The organism is Bifidobacterium asteroides (assembly GCF_048001765.1).
Classification (GTDB): domain Bacteria; phylum Actinomycetota; class Actinomycetes; order Actinomycetales; family Bifidobacteriaceae; genus Bombiscardovia; species Bombiscardovia asteroides_K.
In genome coordinates this window covers 2,007,518-2,028,246 of the sequence record NZ_CP181447.1, presented here as the reverse complement: position 1 = coordinate 2,028,246, position 20,729 = coordinate 2,007,518, and the positions used below count along the sequence as shown (strand labels likewise).

Genomic DNA, 20,729 nt, shown 5'->3' with positions numbered 1-20,729 from the left:
ACGGACCGGAACGGGCACAGTGAAAGGTACCGGATGCCGATTCCCTGGGGAACGGCCATTCGCTGGGGCGGGGAAGACAAGAAAAGGCAAAGGTGAGAACGATGACATATTCACAAGAAGTTGCGACGGTCTTCCATCTGCAGACCGGGCAGGCAGGAGGTCAGTTGGTGCAGGCTGCGACATGGCCTGCTGCAGGTGCCGGATCCGGGTGGTTGCAAAGAATAAGGCAGCGTTCCAACCGGTTCATGACGGCTTTGTACGTTCGCGTCAGCCAGGCTATGGATGCAGGAGTGCGTGCCCTGCATGGGCGGCTGAGCGTGGTGCTGGCCAGGCCTGAATCGGGGGCCATCACCGCTGAATACGCCGTGATCATGGTGGTGGCCGCCACGCTGGCTGGTGTGCTCCTTGCCATTGTCAAATCATCTTCCACACGCACCTTGCTGATGGGGCTGGTTAAGAAGGCGCTCAGTGCCGTCGGCTGAGAGACGGTCCGAGTGGAGACGACGGTGGCGATCGGACAACGGTACTGTAACGGCCGAGTTCGCCATCGTTCTTCCCGCTGTCATGGTTCTGGCTCTCATACTGCTGACGTTGACTCAGACGATCAGGATCGGCATGGTCTGTCAGGATGCGGCCAACGCGGCTGCCAGAGACCTGATCGTCACCCGAGGCGAGGGCGATTCCCAAGAGCTGGTGCACCGGATGGCCGGTCCACATGCCCAGGTGAGGTTGAGTCCATCGGCGGGGCAGACGGCAGTCAGGGTGTCATGCCCAGTGGTTTCCGGCCCCATGGGCGTGCTGCCTGCACAGGTTCATGGCGATGCCGTGGCCATATTGGAGGAATGAGTCATGCACGGACATGTCGGAAAGACGCGCGTCGAGCGTGCCGATTCATGGATAAGGTGTTCGGATCCGGGCTCCGGCACGGTTTTGGGCATCATGCTGATGGCTCTGGTTAGCCTGGGTCTGATTCTTGCAGCACTACTGGGCAATCTCATGATCTGCCGGACACGCGCACGCACCGGCGCCGATGTTTCGGCTCTTGCCGCAGCTTCTGCCCTGGACGAAGGACAGACGAAGCCCTGTACTCTGGCTTCCCGGGTTGCCCGTCTCAACCGTGGTGTCCTAACGGATTGTCAGGTGGATGGAGGCGACGTGAGGGTATCGGTGGGAGTAGACACCGGAGTCCCGATGATGTCCCGCTTGGTCCAGTCTGCCCGGGCAGGTCCAGAGCCCTGTGGATGAGAGGAGGAAGCGGGGCGAAAGCCTTAGGAAGGAAAGCGAACGTGTCTAAAGAAATGGATAGCCTTGAACCATGGCACTAGCACTCTATCGGCGGTATCGGCCTGACACTTTTGACGGCATCATCGGTCAGAAGCAGGTCACGGTGCCCCTTACCCGAGCTCTGGATGAGAACCGGCTGACCCATGCCTACCTCTTTTCTGGTCCCAGGGGATGCGGCAAGACCAGCAGTGCCAGGATTTTCGCCCGTTGCGTCAACTGCGCCAAAGGACCGACCAGCCATCCCTGCGGCGAATGCGACAGCTGCAAGGATCTGGCCACAGGAGGCCCTGGTTCCATCGATGTGGTGGAGATTGACGCCGCCAGCCACAATGGAGTTGACGATGCTAGGGAACTCAGGGAGCGGGCAGGCTTCGCCCCCGTGCGTGACCGCTACAAGATTTTCATTCTGGACGAGGCTCATATGGTCACCCAGCAAGGATTCAACGCCCTGCTGAAGATCGTCGAGGAGCCACCGGAACACGTCATGTTCATCTTCGCCACCACAGAGCCGGAGAAGGTGATTGGCACCATCCGCTCCCGCACCCACCATTACCCCTTCCGTCTGGTTCCCCAGGAAGTCATGGGGCCCTACCTGGAGCAGATTTGCGTTAAGGAGGGCATTAAGGCCGAGCCCGGTGTGCTCAAGCTGGCTATGCGGGCTGGCGGCGGATCGGTGCGTGACACCCTTTCCGTGCTGGACCAGCTCATGGTAGGCGCTGACGAGCAAACCATTACCTATGATGCGGCTGTAGCTCTGCTGGGATTCACTCCTGCCGAACTGATCGGCGAAGCCGTGGACGCACTAATCGCCCACGATGGGGCTGGCCTCTATGGGGTCATTCAAAAGGTTGTCGTCGGCGGATTCGAACCCCAGCGCTTCGTCGAGGATCTGCTGGCCCATGTCCGCGACCTGCTGGTTCTCAAATTGGCGGGAGAACGGGCCGAAAGCGTGCTTAGCGAGGATGCGGACGACGACCAGGTGGCCGATCTGCATCGTCAGGCGAATGCTTTGAATCTGCAGGTCTTGACCAGAATGGCTGACATCATCAACGATGCGCTGGCAGGAATGAATGGGGCCACCTCGCCCAGGATGCGCTTGGAGCTGCTGGCCGCCAGGCTGCTGGCAATTGGCTGCGAGCCTATGGAGCAGGCACCGGCTGAAGCAGCAGCTTCCACCGCTGGCGCGACCCCGTCGCCCGCCCGCGGCGGGTTCATTGGCGCTAACAGGTCTCAGCAGAACGGTCGGCCGTCCAGTGCATCCCAATCTGGAAGTGCCGGCGGGGCTGATCGCCATGAACACCCTGGTAGGGCAGGTTCGTCATCTGCTGCAGCTCCCGCCACCTTTGCTAGGCCGCAGAACATGTCAGGGCCCCATCCCGATTCCTCCGCTGGTGGACAGCAGGAGGGCGAAGGACGGCCCACCCATTCCGGCTCAGGCTCTGCCCAACCCGAGCGCAAGCAAGCCCCCTCCTCGCCGGCGGGGCAGGCCGGATCACCCGGTTCTTCCGCACCCGTCCGATCTACAGAACCGCCTCGGCCTGCACAGCCAGAGGCTACGCGGGGACAGGAAACAGGGATTCCGACCGGCACGGAACTGGACAAGCGTTGGGATGCCCTGGTAGCTGCCCTGCCGGATGAGGTACGCCAGTATGTGGTGCGGGACCGGGTGCCTACCGTGGCCATGAAAGCAGACCCTTCCGGCCGCAAGCGACTGTCTATGACCTTCGACCGTCCACTCAGCCAGCATGCCTTCGCCATGGCCGTGGCTGCGCAGTCGGTTGACGGGGAGACCAAGGTGCCGCGTATCGTCATGGTCCGCGCTCGCCAGGAGTTTGGACAGGCCACCATGATCGCTCCATCGGGGACAGCTGCCAATGGCGAGACGGTAGAGTCCGTCAATAAGATGTCTCCCCAGCGCCGGGCAGAGGTCAAGAAGGAAGTGGCTTTGGCACGTGCTGGCTTAGCCACCATGAATCTTGGAGCGGCGGTCATGCCTCATGCGGCCACGGAGCAGGGGCATGCCCCTAGGGAGATGACGGCTTCGACTGGTCATCAAGGTGAGACCGGAGCATCGGCATCGGAGGGAAGATCCGCCCCTGGGAAAGCTGCAGGCGACGAGAACTCCGACGACGCCCACCACCCGGTCGGCGGTCCGGTCCAATCGTCGCCGGAACCGTTGCCGACGGCGGGCTTTGGCTCAACTGCTTCTACGGTATTGCCGGACGATGATCCCTGGGCCCACCCCATGCCAGCGACTCATGCGCAGCAAAAGGTCCGGCAGCCCGGTGAGGGCAACGACGGATCCGATGGCCGGAAAGCCGATGGCCAGAAGGACCATGAGTCCAAAAAAGTAGCTCTGCCGGACATGAGCGATGACACGGATCCTTGGGCCGTGCCCGATTCCGGGACCAGTGCCCCAGCCTCTGCAGAGTCCTCCAACAGTCAGGGCCATGAAACTGCGGATCAAGGGCTTGCTGTTTCGAAGTCGGCTGATTCGTCCGGCCAGGGAAGCGCATCGGGTGCAACCTCGGCTCCAGCATTGGGGACCGAACCGGTTTCCGCTGACGGAGCCATGGCAGCTGGCATCTCAATCTCGTCAGATGTGCGGAATGACGATCGCGGTTCGGGTACCGCCGGCGGCTCGGATGGTTCCCGAGTAACGGCAGATGCATCCGGATCTGATGACAGGAGAATGGCAGCTGGCTTCGCTAGTTCAGCCTCTAGCTCCTCCCAGGCCTCAGGGCCTTCCGTGGATCCCGAGGACGATGTCTATTCCATGGACGATGCCAGGCTCGGGGCGGACAATGCCATGAATCAGGATGAACTGACCAAATTATTTGACGTGACCAAGGTGGAGGATTTTGCCGCCGATGATCCCCAGAATCCGATCAATGTCCAAAAGCGCCGGCAGGAACAGGCGCAGCGACAGGGAGGTGAATGATGGCTGCTACCTATGATGGAGCCATTCAAGAGCTGATTGATGCTTTTGCTCAACTGCCGGGCATTGGTCCCAAGGGGGCACAGCGCATCGCCTTCTACATTCTGGGGGCCGATCGGCGTAGTGCTCAGGATCTGGCCGATGCCATCGTCGCCGCCAAGGAGAAGGTCCGGTTTTGCGAGATCTGCGGCAATGTCTGCGAGACCAGCCCATGCCCCATTTGTCAGGATCCGAGGCGTGACCGCAGCATCATCTGTGTAGTCGAGGAACCCAAGGACGTCATGAGCATTGAACGTACCGGAGAATACCGGGGTCTTTATCATGTGCTTGGTGGGGCCATCGATCCTATGTCCAACGTTGGGCCCGGCGATCTGCGCATTCCCGAGCTCTTGAAACGGTTGGGCACTGATCAGGTCAAAGAGGTCATGCTGGCCCTGGATCCCAACATCGAAGGCGAGGCCACCACCACCTACTTGGGACGGCTGCTGGGTCCTCTGGATCTTCGGGTCACCAGGCTGGCCAGCGGTCTGCCTGTCGGCAGTGATCTGGAATATGCTGACGAGATCACCCTTGGCCGGGCGATTTCCGGCCGCCGTGATCTGTAAGGCCTGCAATCATGGTTTCGCATGTTGGTGGAGAGGGTCTGATAAAACGGTGTCGTTCGTATAATCCATATAATCAATATGTTGCAGATGATGGTCTAGTGGCTTAACCGTCGCGGGATGGAACAGCAGTGGCACTTATCGTTCAGAAATATGGCGGGTCCTCAGTGGCGGACTCGGACTCCATCAAGCGTGTGGCCAAGCGCATCATTGATACCAAGCGCGCTGGCAATGACATCGCAGTGGTGGTTTCCGCCATGGGGGACACTACTGACGATCTGATCGATCAGGCCATGGATGTGGATTCCAATCCTCCGGCCCGTGAGATGGACATGCTCATGACGGCGGGGGAGCGCATCTCCATGAGCCTGCTGGCCATGAGCATCCATGCGCAAGGCGAGCACGCCCATTCCTTCACCGGTTCGCAGGCGGGCTTCATGACTGATGCACGTTACGGCGCAGCCCATATCCGCCATGTTCGACCCCAACGGGTCATGAAGGCCCTGGACCGAGGCGAAGTGGGGATTGTGGCAGGCTTCCAGGGGGTCAACGCTGACGGCGATGCCACCACCCTGGGCCGCGGCGGCTCGGACACCTCGGCTGTGGCCCTGGCTGTGGCCCTCAAGGCGGATGTCTGCGAGATCTATACCGATGTGGATGGCGTCTTTACCGCTGATCCGCGCATTGTGCCCACCGCCAGAAGAATCGCTCGCATCTCATACGAAGAGATGCTGGAGATGGCGGCCGGCGGATCCAAGGTGCTGGCTCTGCGCTGCGTGGAATATGCGCAGCGCTTTCATATGCCCATCCACGTGCGTAGTTCCTTTTCTCATCGTCCGGGCACGTTGATCATGCCTGACGATGTCGATGTTGACAAGATTCCCAATCTGGAGACCGGCCAGCTGCCGGATCGCCCCGCTGCACACACCGACAGGCAACGGGATATGACGGAAGGAAAGTCATGACCAACGGCGAATCCATGGGCGACCTGTTCCCGGACCTGAACGGTCCCGAGTCACCCATCATCTCAGGGGTTGCCCACGACCGCAGCGAGACCCAGGTCAGTCTGCGGGCTGTGCCCGACCGCCCCGGCGTAGCCGCACAGCTCTTTACCATCCTTGCCGAGGGCGGCATCAACATCGACATGATCGTCCAGGCTGGGGCGGCCACAGGAACCGTGGACATCTCCTTCACGCTGCCGTCCGCTCAGGCTGATCAGGTGGTCCCCATGCTGGATGACTCCCGCGAGCAACTGGGGTTCCGCTCGGTCGACATCAATCCTGAGGTGGGCAAGGTGACCCTGGTAGGGGTGGGCATGAAGACCCACTCGGGCATCACCGCCACCTTCTTCAGGGCCTTGAGCGACCGGCATATCAACGTGCTCATGATCTCGACCTCCGAGATCCGCATCTCCGCTCTGGTGCCTATTCAGGACTTGGACGAGGCGGTACGGGCCATCCATACGGCCTTCCATTTGGATGCCGATCAGGTCGAGGCGGTCGTTTACGGCGGCACGGGTCGCTGAGTGGAGAGGAGAGAGCAATGACGGATAAGGTCGATTCTGCGAATGATGGTCGCTGCGGCATCAATGTAGCCATTCTGGGCGCCACTGGCCAGGTAGGCATGGTCATGCGCCGTATGCTGGACGAACGGGACTTCCCTGTGGCCGATCTGCGGTTCATGGCCTCTTCCAGGTCTGCCGGAGAGCAGCTGCGCTGGCGTGACAGGACCATCACGGTCGAGGATGTAGAGCAGGCCGACCTGAGCGGGATCGATCTGGCCATCTTCTCCGCCGGCGGTTCGACCTCAGGAACCTGGGCCCCGCGTTTCGCCGAGGCCGGAGCCTACGTGGTCGACAACTCCTCTCATTGGCGGATGGATCCCGAGGTCCCCCTGGTGGTGTCTGAGGTCAATCCTGAGGACCTGGATCTTATCCCCCGGCGGATCGTAGCCAATCCCAACTGCACCACCATGGCTTGCATGCCGGTGCTGAGCCCCTTGGCCAAGGCATATGGTCTGCGCCGCCTGATCGTCTCCTCCTATCAGGCCGTGTCGGGAGCTGGTCGTGCCGGCGTCCTCCAGCTGCGCGACGAGACCAGGACAGCTGTGGAGCAGGGCGCTGACCGGCTGGTCTTCGACGGATCGGCCATTGAGTTCCCCCCGCCCACCAAGGTGGTGCGTACCATCGCCTTCAACGCTGTTCCTTTTATAGGTGACTTGGTCGATGACGGCAGCGGGGAGACCGACGAAGAGCAGAAACTGCGCAATGAGAGCCGCAAGATCCTGCACCTGCCCGATCTGGCCGCCTCCTGCACTTGCGTGCGGGTAGGGGTCTTTACAGCCCACGGCATGAGCATCAATGCCGAGTTCGAGCACGATGTCACCCCTGACCAGGCCCGCGACCTGCTGTCCAAGGCCCCCGGAGTAAGTCTGGCGGAAATACCCACTCCTCTGGACGCAGCCGGCAAGGATCCCAGCTTCGTGGGTCGCATCCGCCAGGACCAGGCCGTGGAAGGCAAGAGGGGATTGTCCATGTTCGTGGCCAACGACAACCTGCGCAAGGGAGCCGCCCTCAACGCCGTGCAGATCGCCGAGCTGATCGCCCGCAAGCACTTTGCCGACAGAATCTGAGATGACAGGTTCGTCTGCGGGGCACCGATTAGACTGGAGACCATGACCAGATCTTCCCAAGAAGTGCAGCGGCAACTGGATCGGATCGTGGCCCTGGGCTATCCGGATGTGGCGGACATCAGCGCCGCTGCTTTCAGAGCCCTGGCACAGCCCCTGATCTCCGCTCTGGAATCCACTGAGCTGGGCGAGCAGATCCTGCTCATCCCCACACGGGAGCTGGTCTCGCCTGAGTCGCTGATTGCCCGGACCAGCATCAATCGCATGGCTGGCTTTACCACTATGCCACCGCGCGACATCGCCAGTTTCCTGCCCCAGAACGGGTTCGAGCCGCCCGAGGGGCCCTTCTACATCGTCCTGGAGCCGCACACCGGCACCTGCTACACCAACCGCGAGCCTGACGTGGCCCGCAAGCTGATTGACTCAGACGACCGCCTCCCTCTGACCCTTGAAGAAGGGCTGGCCATCGCCACACAGCATCCTGACTGGCTGGCGGTCAAGAACGGCTTCAATCTGCTGGGTTCCCACAGCGCCGATGGGCGCGTTCCCAGCATCTGGATGAGCCAGAACGCTCCCCGGCTGGGCTCGGTCTGGCCCAACTCGCGCCACACATGGTTGGGCAACGCCTACTGCGAGGGCCGTCGCGGCGTCTCCCTCTTCCAGTGAGCACTCTGTCAGTGCTTGCATCGTCTGGTGTTTGCAACTTGGGCAACCTTGCGAACTAAGTCAGACCCTGTGTGTTCGCCTTCCTCTGCGTCGGAATGCGGACCCGGACCGCATGTCCTGGCTCTCCTCCGGTAAGATAATGGCACCCCCGGTACGGTTTCGGCCTGCCCGAACACCTATGGCCGGGCGACATTGTGGTTTCCGACGAACGAAAGAAGGAGGAGAGATGGATCAGGATCGTGCATCCGTGTTTGATCTTGCGGCCCAGGCTGCGGCGTCCAATGGAGGGAATAACGACCTGCTGCTGCCTCCCCCCAGATTCGTGGGTTCGCCGCAGAAGCCCAGTGACATGCCCTACAACAAATATGTGGCCTACAACAAGCAGGTTCCCTTTGACTATCCGCAGCGCACCTGGCCGGGCAAGACCCTGAAGCGGGCGCCCCGCTGGTGCTCGGTAGATCTTCGTGACGGCAACCAGGCCCTGGTCGACCCCATGGATTCCGAGCGCAAGCTGAGATTTTGGAATCTGCTGATCTCCATGGGCTTCAAGGAGATCGAGGTGGGCTTTCCCTCGGCTTCTGAGACCGATTACGACTTCATCCGCCTCCTGATAGAGCGCGAGCTGATTCCCGACGACGTGACCATCGTGGTCCTGACCCAGGCCCGCGAGCATCTGATTCGCCGTACCTACGAGGCCCTGCGTGGGGCCAAGCGGGCTGTGGTCCACTTCTACAACTCGGTCTCGGTCCTGCAACGGGAGGTCGTCTTCCACAAGGACAAGGCCGAGATCAAGAAGCTGGCCACCGACGCCGCCGAACTTTGCCGCTCCCTGGAGGCCGATGCCGGGGGCACGGATCTTTCCTATGAGTACTCGCCCGAGTCCTTCTCTGGTGCCGAGCCCGAGTATTCCCTGGAGGTCTGCAACGCGGTCATCGACGTGATCCGGCCTACACCGGAGCACCCTATGATCATCAACCTGCCCAACACCGTGGAGATGACCACACCCAATGTCTTCGCTGACGAGGTGGAGTACATATCCACCAACCTCAAGGATCGGGACGCGGTGGTGCTCTCCCTGCACCCCCACAACGACGAGGGTATGGCCGTGGCCGCCACCGAGCTCAGCCTGCTGGCTGGGGCTGACCGGGTGGAGGGCTGCCTGCTGGGCAATGGCGAGCGCACAGGCAATGTCGACATCTGCACGGTGGGACTGAATCTGCTGGTCCAGGGAATCGATCCCCAGCTGGACTTCTCCGACATGCCCGGCATCCGTCGGACGGTGGAGTACTGCAATCAGATCGCCGTCTCCGAGCGGCACCCCTATGTGGGCAACTTCGTCTTCACAGCCTTCTCAGGATCCCACCAGGACGCCATCAAGAAGGGGCTGGACGCCCGGCAGCAGGCGGCTCTGCGTGCCAACGCCAACCCCGACGACTTCCTCTGGCTGGTGCCCTACCTGCCCATCGATCCCAAGGATGTGGGCGGCAACTACGAGGCCATCATTCGGGTCAACTCCCAGTCGGGCAAGGGTGGCATGGCCTACCTGCTCAAGGCCAACCATCATCTGGATCTGCCCAAGCGCCTCCAGGTTGAGTTCGATCGGCTGGTCCAGAGCTATGCCGACAGGACCAAGCGCGAGGTGAAGGATGCCGACATCTGGCGGCTCTTCAAGGACGAGTACCTGCCCGTGGAGGCCGGTGGAAGCGTGGTCGGCGGCGAGTCCATGGCCGATCAGCGCGACGAGACCCTGCATCAGTGGGGACGCTTCAAGCTGCTGAATGTGGCAGTCACCTCCGGCGAGGACGGCTCCGACACGGTTCTCGATGCCACCCTGCTGGACCGGGGGCTTGCTCCAGGCGATCCTGAGGTGCGTCGTCGTGTTCAGGGACATGGGAACGGTCCTATTGCAGCCTTCCTGGATGCACTCAAGTCGCTGGATCAGACTGTTTCGGTCCTCGATTACGCCGAGCACGCCATGACCGCCGGTACGGATGCTCTGGCGGCTTCCTACGTGGAATGCCAGGTGGGCGAACCGGCCAGGTCCCGGGTGATCTGGGGTGTGGGCATCGACTCGTCCATCTCTACCAGCTCACTCAAGGCCATCATCTCGGCGCTCAACCGCTTCCAGCGCGGCTGAAGGTCAGAAGATCCAATACCAGTCCTGTAGGTCCGATCCGGACGCACAACTACGCCCGGGTCGGACCAAATTGTCTGAACTGGTTCACAGCTGGCTGGTTTACTGTTGTGATGAATCGGCCCCGGAGTTGCCCTGGGTGCTGCCTTCGTTGCCGCCCTCGCTGGTGTCGCTGCCGCTGTCGTTCTCCGTTCCGCCTCCAGTGCCAGCGCCCGAACCACTGCCGGAACCGGACTGCCCCTGCTCGGAGTTCTGGCGCTGGGAGCGCTGCTGGGGCGCGTATGAGTATTCACGGTTGCGCGTGGACGAGCTACTCTGCCTGGATCCAGTGCCCCAGTTGCCTTCCGGGCCACCGATCTTGCCGTGGTCCTCGGCATCCGGGAAACGCTCCACTGGACTGTTGCCCAGGGCCGACTTCATATATTGGGTGAACAGCTGGACCGCATAGAAGTTGTCGTGATAGTGATCCGGCACCTTCAGGGCGCCGCCGTCCTGTCCCTGGTTCCAAACGGCGAAGGTGGTCAGGAGCGAGGGGGTGAATCCGATGAAGGAGATGGCGGTCTGGTCATTGGCCGTGCCGGTCTTACCAGCGATGGGCCGTCCCAGGGAACGGGCATAGGATGCGGTGCCGCGCTGGACCGTGGTGGTCATGGCCTTCTGCAGCAGGGCCACCTGATCGGCGTTGAAGACCTGATCCGACTGGATTGCAGCCGTGTAGAGCTCTTGGTCCTTGGTGTCTTTGACCTGGGCCACCAGGTGCAACTTGGGTCGTTGCCCTCCGTTGGCCAGGGTGGCATAGCCCTGGGTCACGTCGTAGACCGAGAGAGCGTCCACACCAAGGGTGTCGAAAGTGGTCGTATCGTCGATCTTTCCCGTGATGCCGGCCGTGTGGGCCACTTGGGCAACCTTTTGCGAGGTCACGTGTTCGCCTAGATCCATGAAGACCGTGTTGACCGAGTTGGCAAAAGCCGAGTAGAGGTTGATATACCCATAGCTGACATTTCCGGCGTTAGCGACGGACTTACCCACGCTGGAGAAGGTACGCGGTGAATTGCCATTGAAGACCGTGTTCAGGCTGACCCCATCCTGGATGGCGCCCAGGAGCGTGTAGGCCTTCATGGTCGAACCGACCTGGAAGGTCGCCTGATCAACATTGTTGAGCTGGTGGGTCAGGTAGTCGTCACCGGCGTACAGGGAGATGATGGCCCCGGTCTTGGGGTCGACCGAGAGCCCCCCGATTTGCAGAGTGGCCGGTAGATGCTTGTTGCCTGTGGACGGACTGGCCACTTGGAACATCAGATCCTGCTTGTCCTTTTGGATGGTGGTGATGATCCGGTAGCCGCCTGTGTCCAGGTCGTCGGCTGTGAAGGGGGCCTTTTTGCCGGAGGACAGTTCGTTGCGGACCATGCGCAGCAGGTAGCCGTTGGGTCCCTGGTAGACGTTCTGTGGCATGTACTTGATGGTCTGCGGCATTTGGGCGCTGGCCCGGTCCTGGTGGCTGATGTAGTGGTCCTCCTCCATGATGGCCAGCACGCGGCGGAAGCGCGACTCGGCCTGCTTGGGGTTGACCGCCGGGTCCCAGGAGGCTGGGGCGGGGATGATGCCAGCCAGCATGGCTGACTCAGGCAAGGTCAGGTCCTTGGCGTCCTTGCCGAAGTAGTTTTGTGCCGCGGCCTGGATCCCGTAAGCGCCACGGCCGAAGTAGATGGTGTTCAGGTAGTTGCAAAGGACGGTGTCCTTGTCTTCTGTCCTGGAAATCTTCAAGGAGAGGATTGCCTCGCGCAGCTTGCCCTTGTAGGTGGTGGTCTCGCCCAGATAGTAGCGCTCGGCATACTGCTGGGTGATGGTGGATCCGCCCTGACGGGTGCCTTTGGTCACGTTGTTGAAGAGCGCTCGGCTGATGCCTTTCAGGTCGATGCCGTTGTCCTTGTAGAAGGTGCGGTTCTCCGAGGCGACGACCGCGTTGCCCACATACTTGGGCAGGACCGAGCAGTCGATGATTTCCCGGTTCTGATTGGCATAGGTTCCGATGGGGGTGGTGCCGTCCGCATAGTAGACAGTGGTTTTTTGCGCCAGGGCCTGCTTCTCCGGCGGGATGATTTCAGTGGTCAGATACAGGTATGCGAAGGCCGCCGCCCCGGCCACCAGCACCAGCCCCAGCAGGGCCAGGGTCCACTTAAGCACACGATGCGACTTGTGGGGCCGTCCGCGACGGGGTCCGCCGCCCCGGGGATTCCGGTCGGCGTGCCGCGAGGTGAGTCTGTCGGCGCGATTCCCGTTTCTGCGCGCTCCGGACTGGGTCCTGCGTGTGGGCGAGGTCGAACTGACTGAACGAGTCTGATTGGCCATGCCAACCACGCTATCCGGCGGGGCTGAAAACTGTTCGACCTAAGGCTGAACGTTCATCATTTTCGTACTTTTGCGCCATCTTTGGAGGTTTGTACTGCCCGCGGGCGCGCATATGAGGCCCATTCCACCATGCTATCTACCGGGAGAAGGTATGCTTAGGTTGGAATAACTCAGTAAATCAGAGGAGTTTGTATGAGCATCCGTGTAGCTATAGCGGGCGTGGGCAACTGCGCTTCCTCGCTGGTACAGGGAGTCGAGTATTACAAGGACGCCAAGGATGATGACAAGATCCCCGGCATCATGCACGCCAACTTCGGTGGCTACCGCATTCGTGACGTGGAGTTCGTGACCGCCTTCGATGTGGATTCACTCAAGGTCGGCAAGGACCTGAGCGAGGCCATCTTCGCCTCGCAAAACAACACCTACAGGTTCTGCGACGTCCCCAACAAGGGCGTGGAGGTCCTGCGCGGGCCGACCGGCGACGGACTGGGCGAGTACTACCGCAAGATGATCACCGAGTCGGATGCCGAGCCCGTGGATGTGGCCCAGGTTCTGCGCGACAAGAAGGTCGATGTGCTGGTCTCCTACCTGCCCGTCGGTTCGGAGCAGGCCGACAAGGCCTACGCCGCCGCCGCGATTGAGGCTGGTTGCGCCTTCGTCAACTGCCTGCCTGTCTTCATCGCCTCCGACCCCGAGTGGGCCCAGAAGTTCCGCGATGCCGGCCTGCCCATCGTGGGTGACGATATCAAGAGCCAGGTGGGCGCCACCATAACCCACAGGGTCATGGCCCGCCTCTTCGAGGATCGCGGCGTGCGTCTGGACCGCACCTATCAGCTGAACGTGGGCGGCAACATGGACTTCATGAACATGCTGCAACGTACTCGTCTGGAGTCCAAGAAGGTTTCCAAGACCCGTGCAGTCACCTCCATCGTTCCTCACGACATGGATCCCCACAACGTCCACATCGGTCCCTCCGACTATGTGGCCTGGCTGGATGACCGCAAGTTCGCCTTCGTGCGTCTGGAGGGCACCACCTTCGGTGATGTTCCGCTGAACCTTGAGTACAAGCTGGAGGTCTGGGATTCGCCCAACTCGGCCGGCATCGTCATCGATGCCCTGCGCGCCGCCAAGATCGCCCTGGACCGCCACCTGGCCGGCCCGGTGCTGGCACCCAGCTCATACTTCATGAAGTCGCCCGCTGTCCAGCATGAGGACAACGAGGCCCGCCAACTGGTCGAGGATTATATCGCCGGCAAGGTGGAGGGTGACGAGAGCGCCCTGGATGCCGATGTCAAGGCCGCCAAGGAGAACGGCAAGGACGTCTGGCACGCCTGAGTAGAATTCCGCCAGTTGTCGTCAGGCATCTGATATGAGCATGTGGCCGGTCCCTCCTTCGGGGATCGGCCACATGCTGTTTATATGTTTGGTTTGGTTTATAGAGTTGGATCCTGGATTTGAACCGGCGGGCTGCAGGCATAGTGCCCAGCCCGCCGATCGCTGCTCTTGATTTTCAGACCATGGCCAGGTCAAGCACATTCACTGAGGCCGGTTCCAGACGGACCGTAATTTCACGTCCTTCGGAGATGTCCGAGACATCGACCTGGCGAGCCCTGACCTGGTCCGGGTCGGATCGGGTATTGCAGGCATGTGGATCCTGTGCGGAAAGGCTTTGCATGCCCGCAGGACGCACGGGCTCGGGCAAGGTCAGCGTCGCTTCGGTGGCAGAGGCCATGTCGGCGTTGACCAGGTCCGCCATGATGTGTCCGTCCTTGACCGAGGCAAAGACGTGCAGGGCCGGGTTGTCGGCCTCCGGCAGGCTCTGAATCGCGCGGGCCCCTTGGTGGCACCGGTACATCATGAAGACGTCGTAGTTGGGGGTCAGGATGGTGGCGTCGTCCTCGGTTAGGATCAGCGAGTTGAGGACGTTCAGGGTCTGGGCATTGCAGGCCATGGACACCTTGTCGCATCTGGACTGGAGGATATCCAGCGTCAGGGCCGAGGTGACCGCGTCGCGCATGGTCACCTGCTGCCGGAGCGCCGGACGGGCCGTGAAGGCATCGCCATGCCAGTTGCCCCATTCGCCCATGACCAGATCGACCCTTGTCAGCCTGGAATCCAGGGTGCTCTCAGGGTGGGGCATGGTGGCCAGGCAGTCCTGCATCAGATTCCACTGCTGGTCGATGACCTCACCGAGCTCGAGGGCGCCTCGAATCACCCGCTCCCAGCCATCCTGATCAAACTGAGTGGAAGTGTCGTCGGGGTGGTCGATGTTCCAGTTGTAGAAGTGCAGGTCGTAGGCGGCGATGGGCGGCTGGCGGTACTGGGCCAAAGCCTGGAAGAAGTCCCTGGTCCAGCGCACCCGTTCCATAGGCTTGTTTCCGTCTGGGCCGCAGGCGATGGGCCGGATCATCGGGGGCTGGTCCCCGTTCTCGGCGAAGGTGGGCATGGCCGAGGCGAACATCCGATAGCGGTCCGCGTACGTGGACGGGGTCATCGTCCCCCCGCCGGCCCAGGGCTCGTTCCCCAGACCCCAGAATTTCACGTCATAGGGGGAGGGGTGGCCGTTGGAGGCCCGCATGGCCGACATGGCCGTGCCCGATGGACGGTTGCAGTACTCCATCCAGTCGCGCATCTCGGCCACGGATCCGCTCAGCATGTTCACGTTGATCCAGGGTTCGGCGCCAACGGCCTGGCACAGGCGGAGGAATTCGTCGGTGCCGAAACCATGCCCGTCAGGCTGATAGGTGCCGAAATTCTCGTTGTATCCCACCGGACGCTGATTGCGGGGCCCGACCCCCTGACGCCAGTGGTAGGTGTCGGCATAGCAGCCGCCGGGCCAGCGTAGCAGGGGAGGTTTCAGAGCTTTCAGGGCTTTGAGAGCGTCCGTGCGGATGCCATCGGTGTTGGGGATGGGGGAATCCGTGCCCACCCATAGTCCCTGATCGATGCATTCGCCGAGAAATTCGATGAATTGGCCGTGCAGGTAGGGGCTGATGGTGCCGGTAGTCAGACGCGGGTCGATGTGGATACTCACTGTTTGGACTCCTTACTTGATGGTGCGGATGCGGCTGATGAAGATGCAGGCCAGCAGCACCAGGACGATGGCGGTGGGGAAGACCAACTGGTAGGACTTGGTCACCGAGACGATCAGCGAGGTCACCATGGGTCCCACCATCTGGCCCAGTGTGGTGGCGATGTTGAGGATGCCCAGATCCTTGCCGGCCTCCTCGGCGTTGGGCAGAACGTCAACGTTGAGTGCCTGGTCGACCGACCCGTACATTCCGTAGCCGAAGCCGCCGATGGCGGTGAACAGAATCATGCCCAGGGGGCTGTGGATGATCCAAGGCATGGCATAGCCCAGGGCCAGAAGCAGGCTGGCGATGACCACGGGCATCTTTCTGCGGCCGATCCTGTCGGAGATCGGGCCTGCTCCCAGGGCTGCGATCATGGAGACCACGATCAGCACCAGGGACATGGTCGACATGGTGGCTGCCGAGTCCTTGACGGACTGGCCCATGTAGTCCTGAAGGATGAAGAGTTGGTAGTTGAGAATCATGTAATAACTGAAAAGGAGCAGGGAACGTCCTGCAAAGGCCATCCAAAAGTCGGGCGCGTGGCGAGGCGGACGGAAGGATTCCAGGATGGAGCGCAGGCTGCTGCTCAAGGCGGGCATGTCCTTTGAGGAGGGCTCCTTGGGCCAGATGACCACTGTGACCAGTCCGGCCACGCCCATGACTATGCCGGACATGATCCAGCCGGGAATCTGCATGGTGATAAAGCGGGCGCCGACCAGGGTGCCCAGGGAGTTGCCCACCAGATTGCCTGCCGATATGAATGCCGACATGGTGGCCCGCTGCGATTCTGGAACACGGTCTGACAGGGAGGCGACCACTGGCGAGATCATCATGTTCAGGCCGACCATGGCCAGGCAGTAGAAGATGCCGATGGCCCAGACATTGGCAATGACACCCATGAGGAAGAGTGAGATGCCGGCTATGAGGCCGCCGGAAACAACCCAGGGGGTTCTGCGGCCAAAGATGGAACGGGTCCTGTCGGACAGGTTGCCCACGATCAGGTTGGACACCAGGGAGGTCAGAGCCGTGGTGGCGTTGAAGACCCCGGATATGGCCACCTTGGACCCCGGAGCGATGTCGGTCAGGCGTTGGGGCAGCAGGACCGAGGCGACGATGGACAGGGCCATCATCCAGAACAGATTGAAAACGAAGAAGGCAATGCAGTATCGACTTTTAGCTGCGGTGCCGAGCTCCTGCCTGCCTGCTGAATCGGCTTGTGTCATTATCCGACTCCCTCTCTTTCGGTGCGTCTGTGCACAGTGGGGAAGCGCCGTGCTTCCTGTATCGTTTTATATCTTAAATATATGAAATAAGCAAGAGGGCAGGTCCTTGTGGGCGGTTCCCATCATGGGAACGTTTAGGGAAAGAGGCTATGTACGGCCTAGGACGGTCTGTCGGCCAACGGTATGATGATTCTGATGAGTGATGCGAATAGGAAGACCACCAGTAGGGCGGGCGGAGACCAGGTCGGACGCCTTCCGGGCCGCCCGATCGGCACCCGTCAGCGGATGGCCCCTGATGAACGCCGCAGACAGATAGCCCAGGTCGCCGCCCAGATGATCGCCTACTACGGCACCTACGGTGTCTCCATGCAGGCCATTGCGGATGCCGTCGGTCTGACCTTGCCGGGATTGCGTCATTACGTCCGCACGCGCGAGGAGCTGCTCTCCCTGGTCATCCAGGTCTACTACGACCAGGGTTCCTTCACCTTTGGGTCCAAGCCCGGCGAGCGCGATGAGCTGGCCATTGGTCGAGACCAGGAGGGGCATCCCCTCTATTCGCTGCCGGGTTATCTGCGTCGTCTGGTCAAGGAGAACGCCGAACGTATGGTCCTGGTCATGCTCTTCATGCATTTGGCTGTTGAGGCTCACGATCCGGCTCATCCCGCACACGAGTACTACCGTAATCGCCATGCCCGGATGATTGACTTTATGGATGGGATCCATTGGAAGCTGCCTGAGCCCTATCGGGATCGGTCGGCCTTCCATCGGTTGATTAGAACCGTTTATTGCACCATGGATGGAGTGCAGATCCAGGCACTGACCAATCCCGACGACGACATGATCGCCCTTTGGGCAAAGGCGGAACCCATCCTCTTCCCGTCACCCCAGTGGGATGATTGCCGCTAGAGGGTCGACAGGAATCGGGTTCGGTTTCAGTCCTTGGTGGGGCCTACCAGGGGAGCGATCCGCTTGTCCCAGGCATCCAGAGCTGAGTTGATGACCTGGTGCATGTCGTAGTAAGCGTAGGTGCCCAGGCGGCCGCCGAAGATCACCTTTGGCTGCTGGGCTGCCAGTTGCTTGTACTGGGTGTAGAGGGCCCGGTCGTCGCTGGTGTTGATGGGGTAGTAGGGCTCATCGCCCTTGCCGGCGAAGCGGCTGTATTCCTCCCAGACCACGGTGCGCTCATGGTTCTGCCGGTCATAACGTTCGGGGTTGAAGTTCTTGAACTCGATGGCGCGGGTGTAGGGCACGTCAGGATCCGAGAAATTCATGACCGGGCAGCCGAAGTGGTCGTCCTCGTCGTAGCGGCGCTCCTTGAAGTCCACGGTCCGCCACTTGAGCTCGCCCAGACGGTAGTCGAAGTAGCGGTCAACCGGGCCGGTGTAGACCACGGGAACCTGTCCCACCAAAGCATCCCGATTCCAGGGCTGGGAGTTGTCGAAGAAATCGGTCTTCAGGCTCACCTGGATGCGGGGATCGTCGATCATCCGCTCGAACCAGGCGGTGTAGCCGTCCTTGGGCAGGCCCTCCCACGTGTCTTTGAAGTAGTGGTTGTCGTAGTTGAATCGCACAGGCAGCCGCTTGATGATTGAGGCGGGCAGCTGGGAGGGGTCGGTCTGCCACTGCTTGGCCGTGTAGCTCTTGATGAAGGCCTCGTACAGGGGGCGACCGATCAGAGAGATGCCTTGGTCGTTCAGGTTGCCCGGGTCGGTCCCGGCCAGCTCGCCGGCTTGCTCCCGGATCAGTTCCCGGGCCTGCTGGGGGGTGTAGTGGGCGTGGAAGAACTGGTTGATGGTGCCCAGGTTGATGGGCAGGGGGTAGACCTCGCCCTTGTGGGTGGTGTAGACGCGGTGGGTGTAGTCGGTGAATTCGGTGAAGCGATTGACGTATTCCCAGACCTTGCGGTTGGAGGTGTGGAAGAGGTGGGCCCCATACTTGTGGATTTCGGCCCCAGTCTCCTCGTCCATGTAGGAGTAAGCATTGCCGCCGATGTGGTCGCGCACGTCGATGATCCGTACCCGGGCCCCGCTGTGCTCGACCGCCTGCTGGGCCACGGTCAGACCGAATAGGCCAGCGCCCACAATCACCAAATCAGCATCCATATCAGCCATTCGTCTTCAGCCATCCATCCCTTGTCGCTGTGATGCCGGACTATTCACTATCTATTGCCATCGTCCGGCATGATCCGTGATCGACCGCTGGAGTACGGCGATCCTGTTGCCTACATGTTAGCGGACAGGTCTGGTCAGGGGAGCCGCGGGCGGCAATATCGACCGAATGCGCACCTGACATGGATGGGTCGGTGCTTTCCAGTGGACAAGTGGAGCCCATCTGCTATCATGGTGACTTGCTCTCACGTGGCGTTATGTCACCCAATCCCCCCAGGGCAGGAATGCAGCAAGGGTAAGTGGCCTCTGGCGGGTGCGTGGGAGTTTTCCATGTTTGGCTTTTGGCTAGGGGTTGTCCTGATGCGTGGTTGGCATCGGCGGCATCCACTGCCACGCAAGAGGCAAGGGCGCGACTATGACCGATCAGAAGATTCCCGTTTCAGTGTCGTCATTCATCGAGCGGATGACCGATTTATGCGGGGACCGGCATCCGGCTTGGGCCAGGGTTTTCCAGGAGGCTTTCGCCAACACGCTTTCAACCACGGTCAGGAGGGAGGATGACGGCACTACTTTCCTGCTCACTGGAGACATACCGGCCATGTGGCTGCGAGATTCCACGGCGCAGGTACGTCCCTATCTGGTCATCGCGCGCGACGATGACGATATGGCTGCCATGATATCGGGCCTGGTCAGAAGGCAATTCGCCTACATCTGCATAGATCCGTATGCCAACGCCTTCAATGAGACCCCCTCAGGGGCTGCCTGGGATCCCGATGACCGGTCGGACTTTGCCAGCCCCTGGCTTTGGGAGCGCAAGTATGAGGTGGATTCCCTCTGCTATCCGGTTCAGTTGGCCTGGCTGCTCTATCGCAATACGGGACGGACGGACCAATTTGACGCCAACTTCATCAAGGGGGTCCGCCGAATTCTGGATGTCTTCGAGCTGGAACAGGATCATGCCCGCTCGCCTTATTTCTTCATCAGGAAGACCGATCTTGCCCAGGATACTTCGTCCGAAGAGGGTCGTGGCCATCCGGTGGCTCCGACAGGGATGACCTGGTCAGGTTTCCGCCCCAGCGATGATGCCTGCACCTACAACTATCTTGTTCCATCCAATATGTTCGCCTCAGTGGCCATGGAACTCCTGAAACGAATCTTTACTGGCCCCTTGGATGATGCAGGGTTGGCAGACCGTGCAGACAGGCTCGGACGGGCCATCCGCCTGGGTATTGAACAGCATGGGATCACCCGGAATACGGCCGGGAAAGCCATTTATGCCTATGAGGTGGATGGACTGGGCGGGGTCAGTGTCATGGACGACGCCAATGTTCCCAACCTGATTTCGGCTCCTTATATAGGGTTCTGTACCTATGACGATCCGATTTATCTGGAGACGCGCCGTACCCTGCTCAGCCAGGAGAATCCATACTACTACGAAGGATCCTGGGCCAGGGGAATCGGATCCTCTCACACTCCAGCCGACTACGTCTGGCCTATAGCGCTGGCCATGGAGGGACTGACAACCAAGGACCGTGATGAACAGGGCAGAATATTAGACATCCTGGTTCAAACTGATGCCGGCACTCATCTGATGCATGAGGGATTCGACGTCAACGATCCGAGCAAGTACACCCGTCCTTGGTTCAGCTGGGCCAATATGATGTTCTGCGAACTTGCCATGGACTATTTCGGTATCCGGGTCGAGCAGTAGCTTCGGCTCAGA

General features: G+C 60.9%; 17 protein-coding genes and 1 other RNA gene. 14 read left to right on the top strand and 4 right to left on the bottom strand.

Going from position 1 to position 20,729, the window contains the following annotated elements; all coding sequences use genetic code 11:
* Positions 1–101: 101 nt before the first annotated feature.
* The 10 genes from ACNAOV_RS08330 to leuA all read left to right on the top strand — a co-directional run bounded on the left by ACNAOV_RS08330 (position 102) and on the right by leuA (position 10,255).
* Positions 102–482, top strand: coding sequence for a DUF4244 domain-containing protein (locus tag ACNAOV_RS08330; RefSeq protein ID WP_416517321.1), 381 nt, complete (start codon positions 102–104; stop codon positions 480–482).
* Positions 469–846: a TadE family type IV pilus minor pilin gene (locus ACNAOV_RS08325; protein ID WP_416517320.1), complete on the top strand. Its 378-nt coding sequence runs from the start codon at positions 469–471 to the stop codon at positions 844–846. The genes ACNAOV_RS08330 and ACNAOV_RS08325 overlap by 14 nt, the downstream gene beginning before the upstream one ends.
* A gap of 3 nt (positions 847–849) precedes the next feature.
* Complete coding sequence (locus ACNAOV_RS08320; RefSeq protein ID WP_416517319.1) at positions 850–1,245, top strand: Rv3654c family TadE-like protein; 396 nt, start codon at positions 850–852, stop codon at positions 1,243–1,245.
* A 70-nt stretch (positions 1,246–1,315) separates the two neighbouring features.
* On the top strand, positions 1,316–4,225 hold the full coding sequence (gene dnaX / locus ACNAOV_RS08315) for a DNA polymerase III subunit gamma/tau (RefSeq protein WP_416517318.1): 2,910 nt from the start codon (positions 1,316–1,318) through the stop codon (positions 4,223–4,225).
* Positions 4,225–4,827, top strand: coding sequence for a recombination mediator RecR (gene recR, locus ACNAOV_RS08310; protein WP_015022549.1), 603 nt, complete (start codon positions 4,225–4,227; stop codon positions 4,825–4,827). Before dnaX ends, recR begins: the two co-directional genes overlap by 1 nt.
* Before the next feature lie 128 nt (positions 4,828–4,955).
* On the top strand, positions 4,956–5,789 hold the full coding sequence (locus tag ACNAOV_RS08305) for an aspartate kinase (RefSeq protein ID WP_416517317.1): 834 nt from the start codon (positions 4,956–4,958) through the stop codon (positions 5,787–5,789).
* Entirely contained in the window at positions 5,786–6,349 is a 564-nt protein-coding gene (locus tag ACNAOV_RS08300) for an ACT domain-containing protein (protein WP_015022547.1), read from the top strand. The genes ACNAOV_RS08305 and ACNAOV_RS08300 overlap by 4 nt, the downstream gene beginning before the upstream one ends.
* Positions 6,350–6,366: 17 nt before the next feature.
* The gene (locus ACNAOV_RS08295; RefSeq protein WP_416517316.1) at positions 6,367–7,455 is read left to right on the top strand and encodes an aspartate-semialdehyde dehydrogenase; all 1,089 of its coding nucleotides are present in this window, start codon (positions 6,367–6,369) and stop codon (positions 7,453–7,455) included.
* 42 nt (positions 7,456–7,497) lie between these two features.
* A complete protein-coding gene (locus ACNAOV_RS08290; RefSeq protein WP_024626962.1) occupies positions 7,498–8,118 on the top strand; it encodes a DUF5701 family protein in 621 nt (206 codons plus the stop codon).
* A 226-nt stretch (positions 8,119–8,344) separates the two neighbouring features.
* Complete coding sequence (gene leuA / locus ACNAOV_RS08285; RefSeq protein WP_416517315.1) at positions 8,345–10,255, top strand: 2-isopropylmalate synthase; 1,911 nt, start codon at positions 8,345–8,347, stop codon at positions 10,253–10,255.
* Positions 10,256–10,354: 99 nt separating this feature from the next.
* Here the strand turns inward: leuA and ACNAOV_RS08280 are convergent, their stop codons facing one another.
* Positions 10,355–12,601, bottom strand: a complete 2,247-nt coding sequence (locus tag ACNAOV_RS08280; protein WP_416517314.1) for a transglycosylase domain-containing protein — start codon at positions 12,599–12,601, stop codon at positions 10,355–10,357.
* Positions 12,602–12,793: 192 nt separating this feature from the next.
* On the opposite strand from ACNAOV_RS08280, the gene ACNAOV_RS08275 reads away from it, so the two are divergent.
* Positions 12,794–13,936 (top strand): inositol-3-phosphate synthase, encoded by a 1,143-nt coding sequence (locus ACNAOV_RS08275; RefSeq protein WP_416517313.1) that lies wholly within the window; start codon positions 12,794–12,796, stop codon positions 13,934–13,936.
* Between the two features lie 175 nt (positions 13,937–14,111).
* Here the strand turns inward: ACNAOV_RS08275 and ACNAOV_RS08270 are convergent, their stop codons facing one another.
* Both ACNAOV_RS08270 and ACNAOV_RS08265 read right to left on the bottom strand, forming a co-directional pair.
* Positions 14,112–15,635 carry an alpha-N-arabinofuranosidase gene (locus ACNAOV_RS08270; protein WP_416517312.1) on the bottom strand — a complete coding sequence of 508 codons (1,524 nt, stop codon included), beginning with the start codon at positions 15,633–15,635 and terminating at the stop codon, positions 14,112–14,114.
* Positions 15,636–15,647: 12 nt separating this feature from the next.
* A complete protein-coding gene (locus tag ACNAOV_RS08265; RefSeq protein WP_416517311.1) occupies positions 15,648–16,898 on the bottom strand; it encodes an MFS transporter in 1,251 nt (416 codons plus the stop codon).
* 195 nt (positions 16,899–17,093) lie between these two features.
* On the opposite strand from ACNAOV_RS08265, the gene ACNAOV_RS08260 reads away from it, so the two are divergent.
* Positions 17,094–17,804, top strand: coding sequence for a TetR/AcrR family transcriptional regulator (locus ACNAOV_RS08260; RefSeq protein ID WP_416517310.1), 711 nt, complete (start codon positions 17,094–17,096; stop codon positions 17,802–17,804).
* A 26-nt stretch (positions 17,805–17,830) separates the two neighbouring features.
* On the opposite strand, the gene glf is transcribed toward ACNAOV_RS08260, so the two are convergent.
* Entirely contained in the window at positions 17,831–19,009 is a 1,179-nt protein-coding gene (gene glf / locus ACNAOV_RS08255) for a UDP-galactopyranose mutase (protein ID WP_416517309.1), read from the bottom strand.
* 236 nt (positions 19,010–19,245) lie between these two features.
* On the opposite strand from glf, the gene ffs reads away from it, so the two are divergent.
* Together ffs and ACNAOV_RS08245 are read left to right on the top strand one after the other, a co-directional pair.
* Positions 19,246–19,336, top strand: an RNA gene (gene ffs / locus ACNAOV_RS08250) — signal recognition particle sRNA small type.
* Positions 19,337–19,421: 85 nt separating this feature from the next.
* The gene (locus ACNAOV_RS08245; RefSeq protein WP_416517308.1) at positions 19,422–20,717 is read left to right on the top strand and encodes a glycoside hydrolase family 125 protein; all 1,296 of its coding nucleotides are present in this window, start codon (positions 19,422–19,424) and stop codon (positions 20,715–20,717) included.
* Positions 20,718–20,729: the final 12 nt, after the last annotated feature.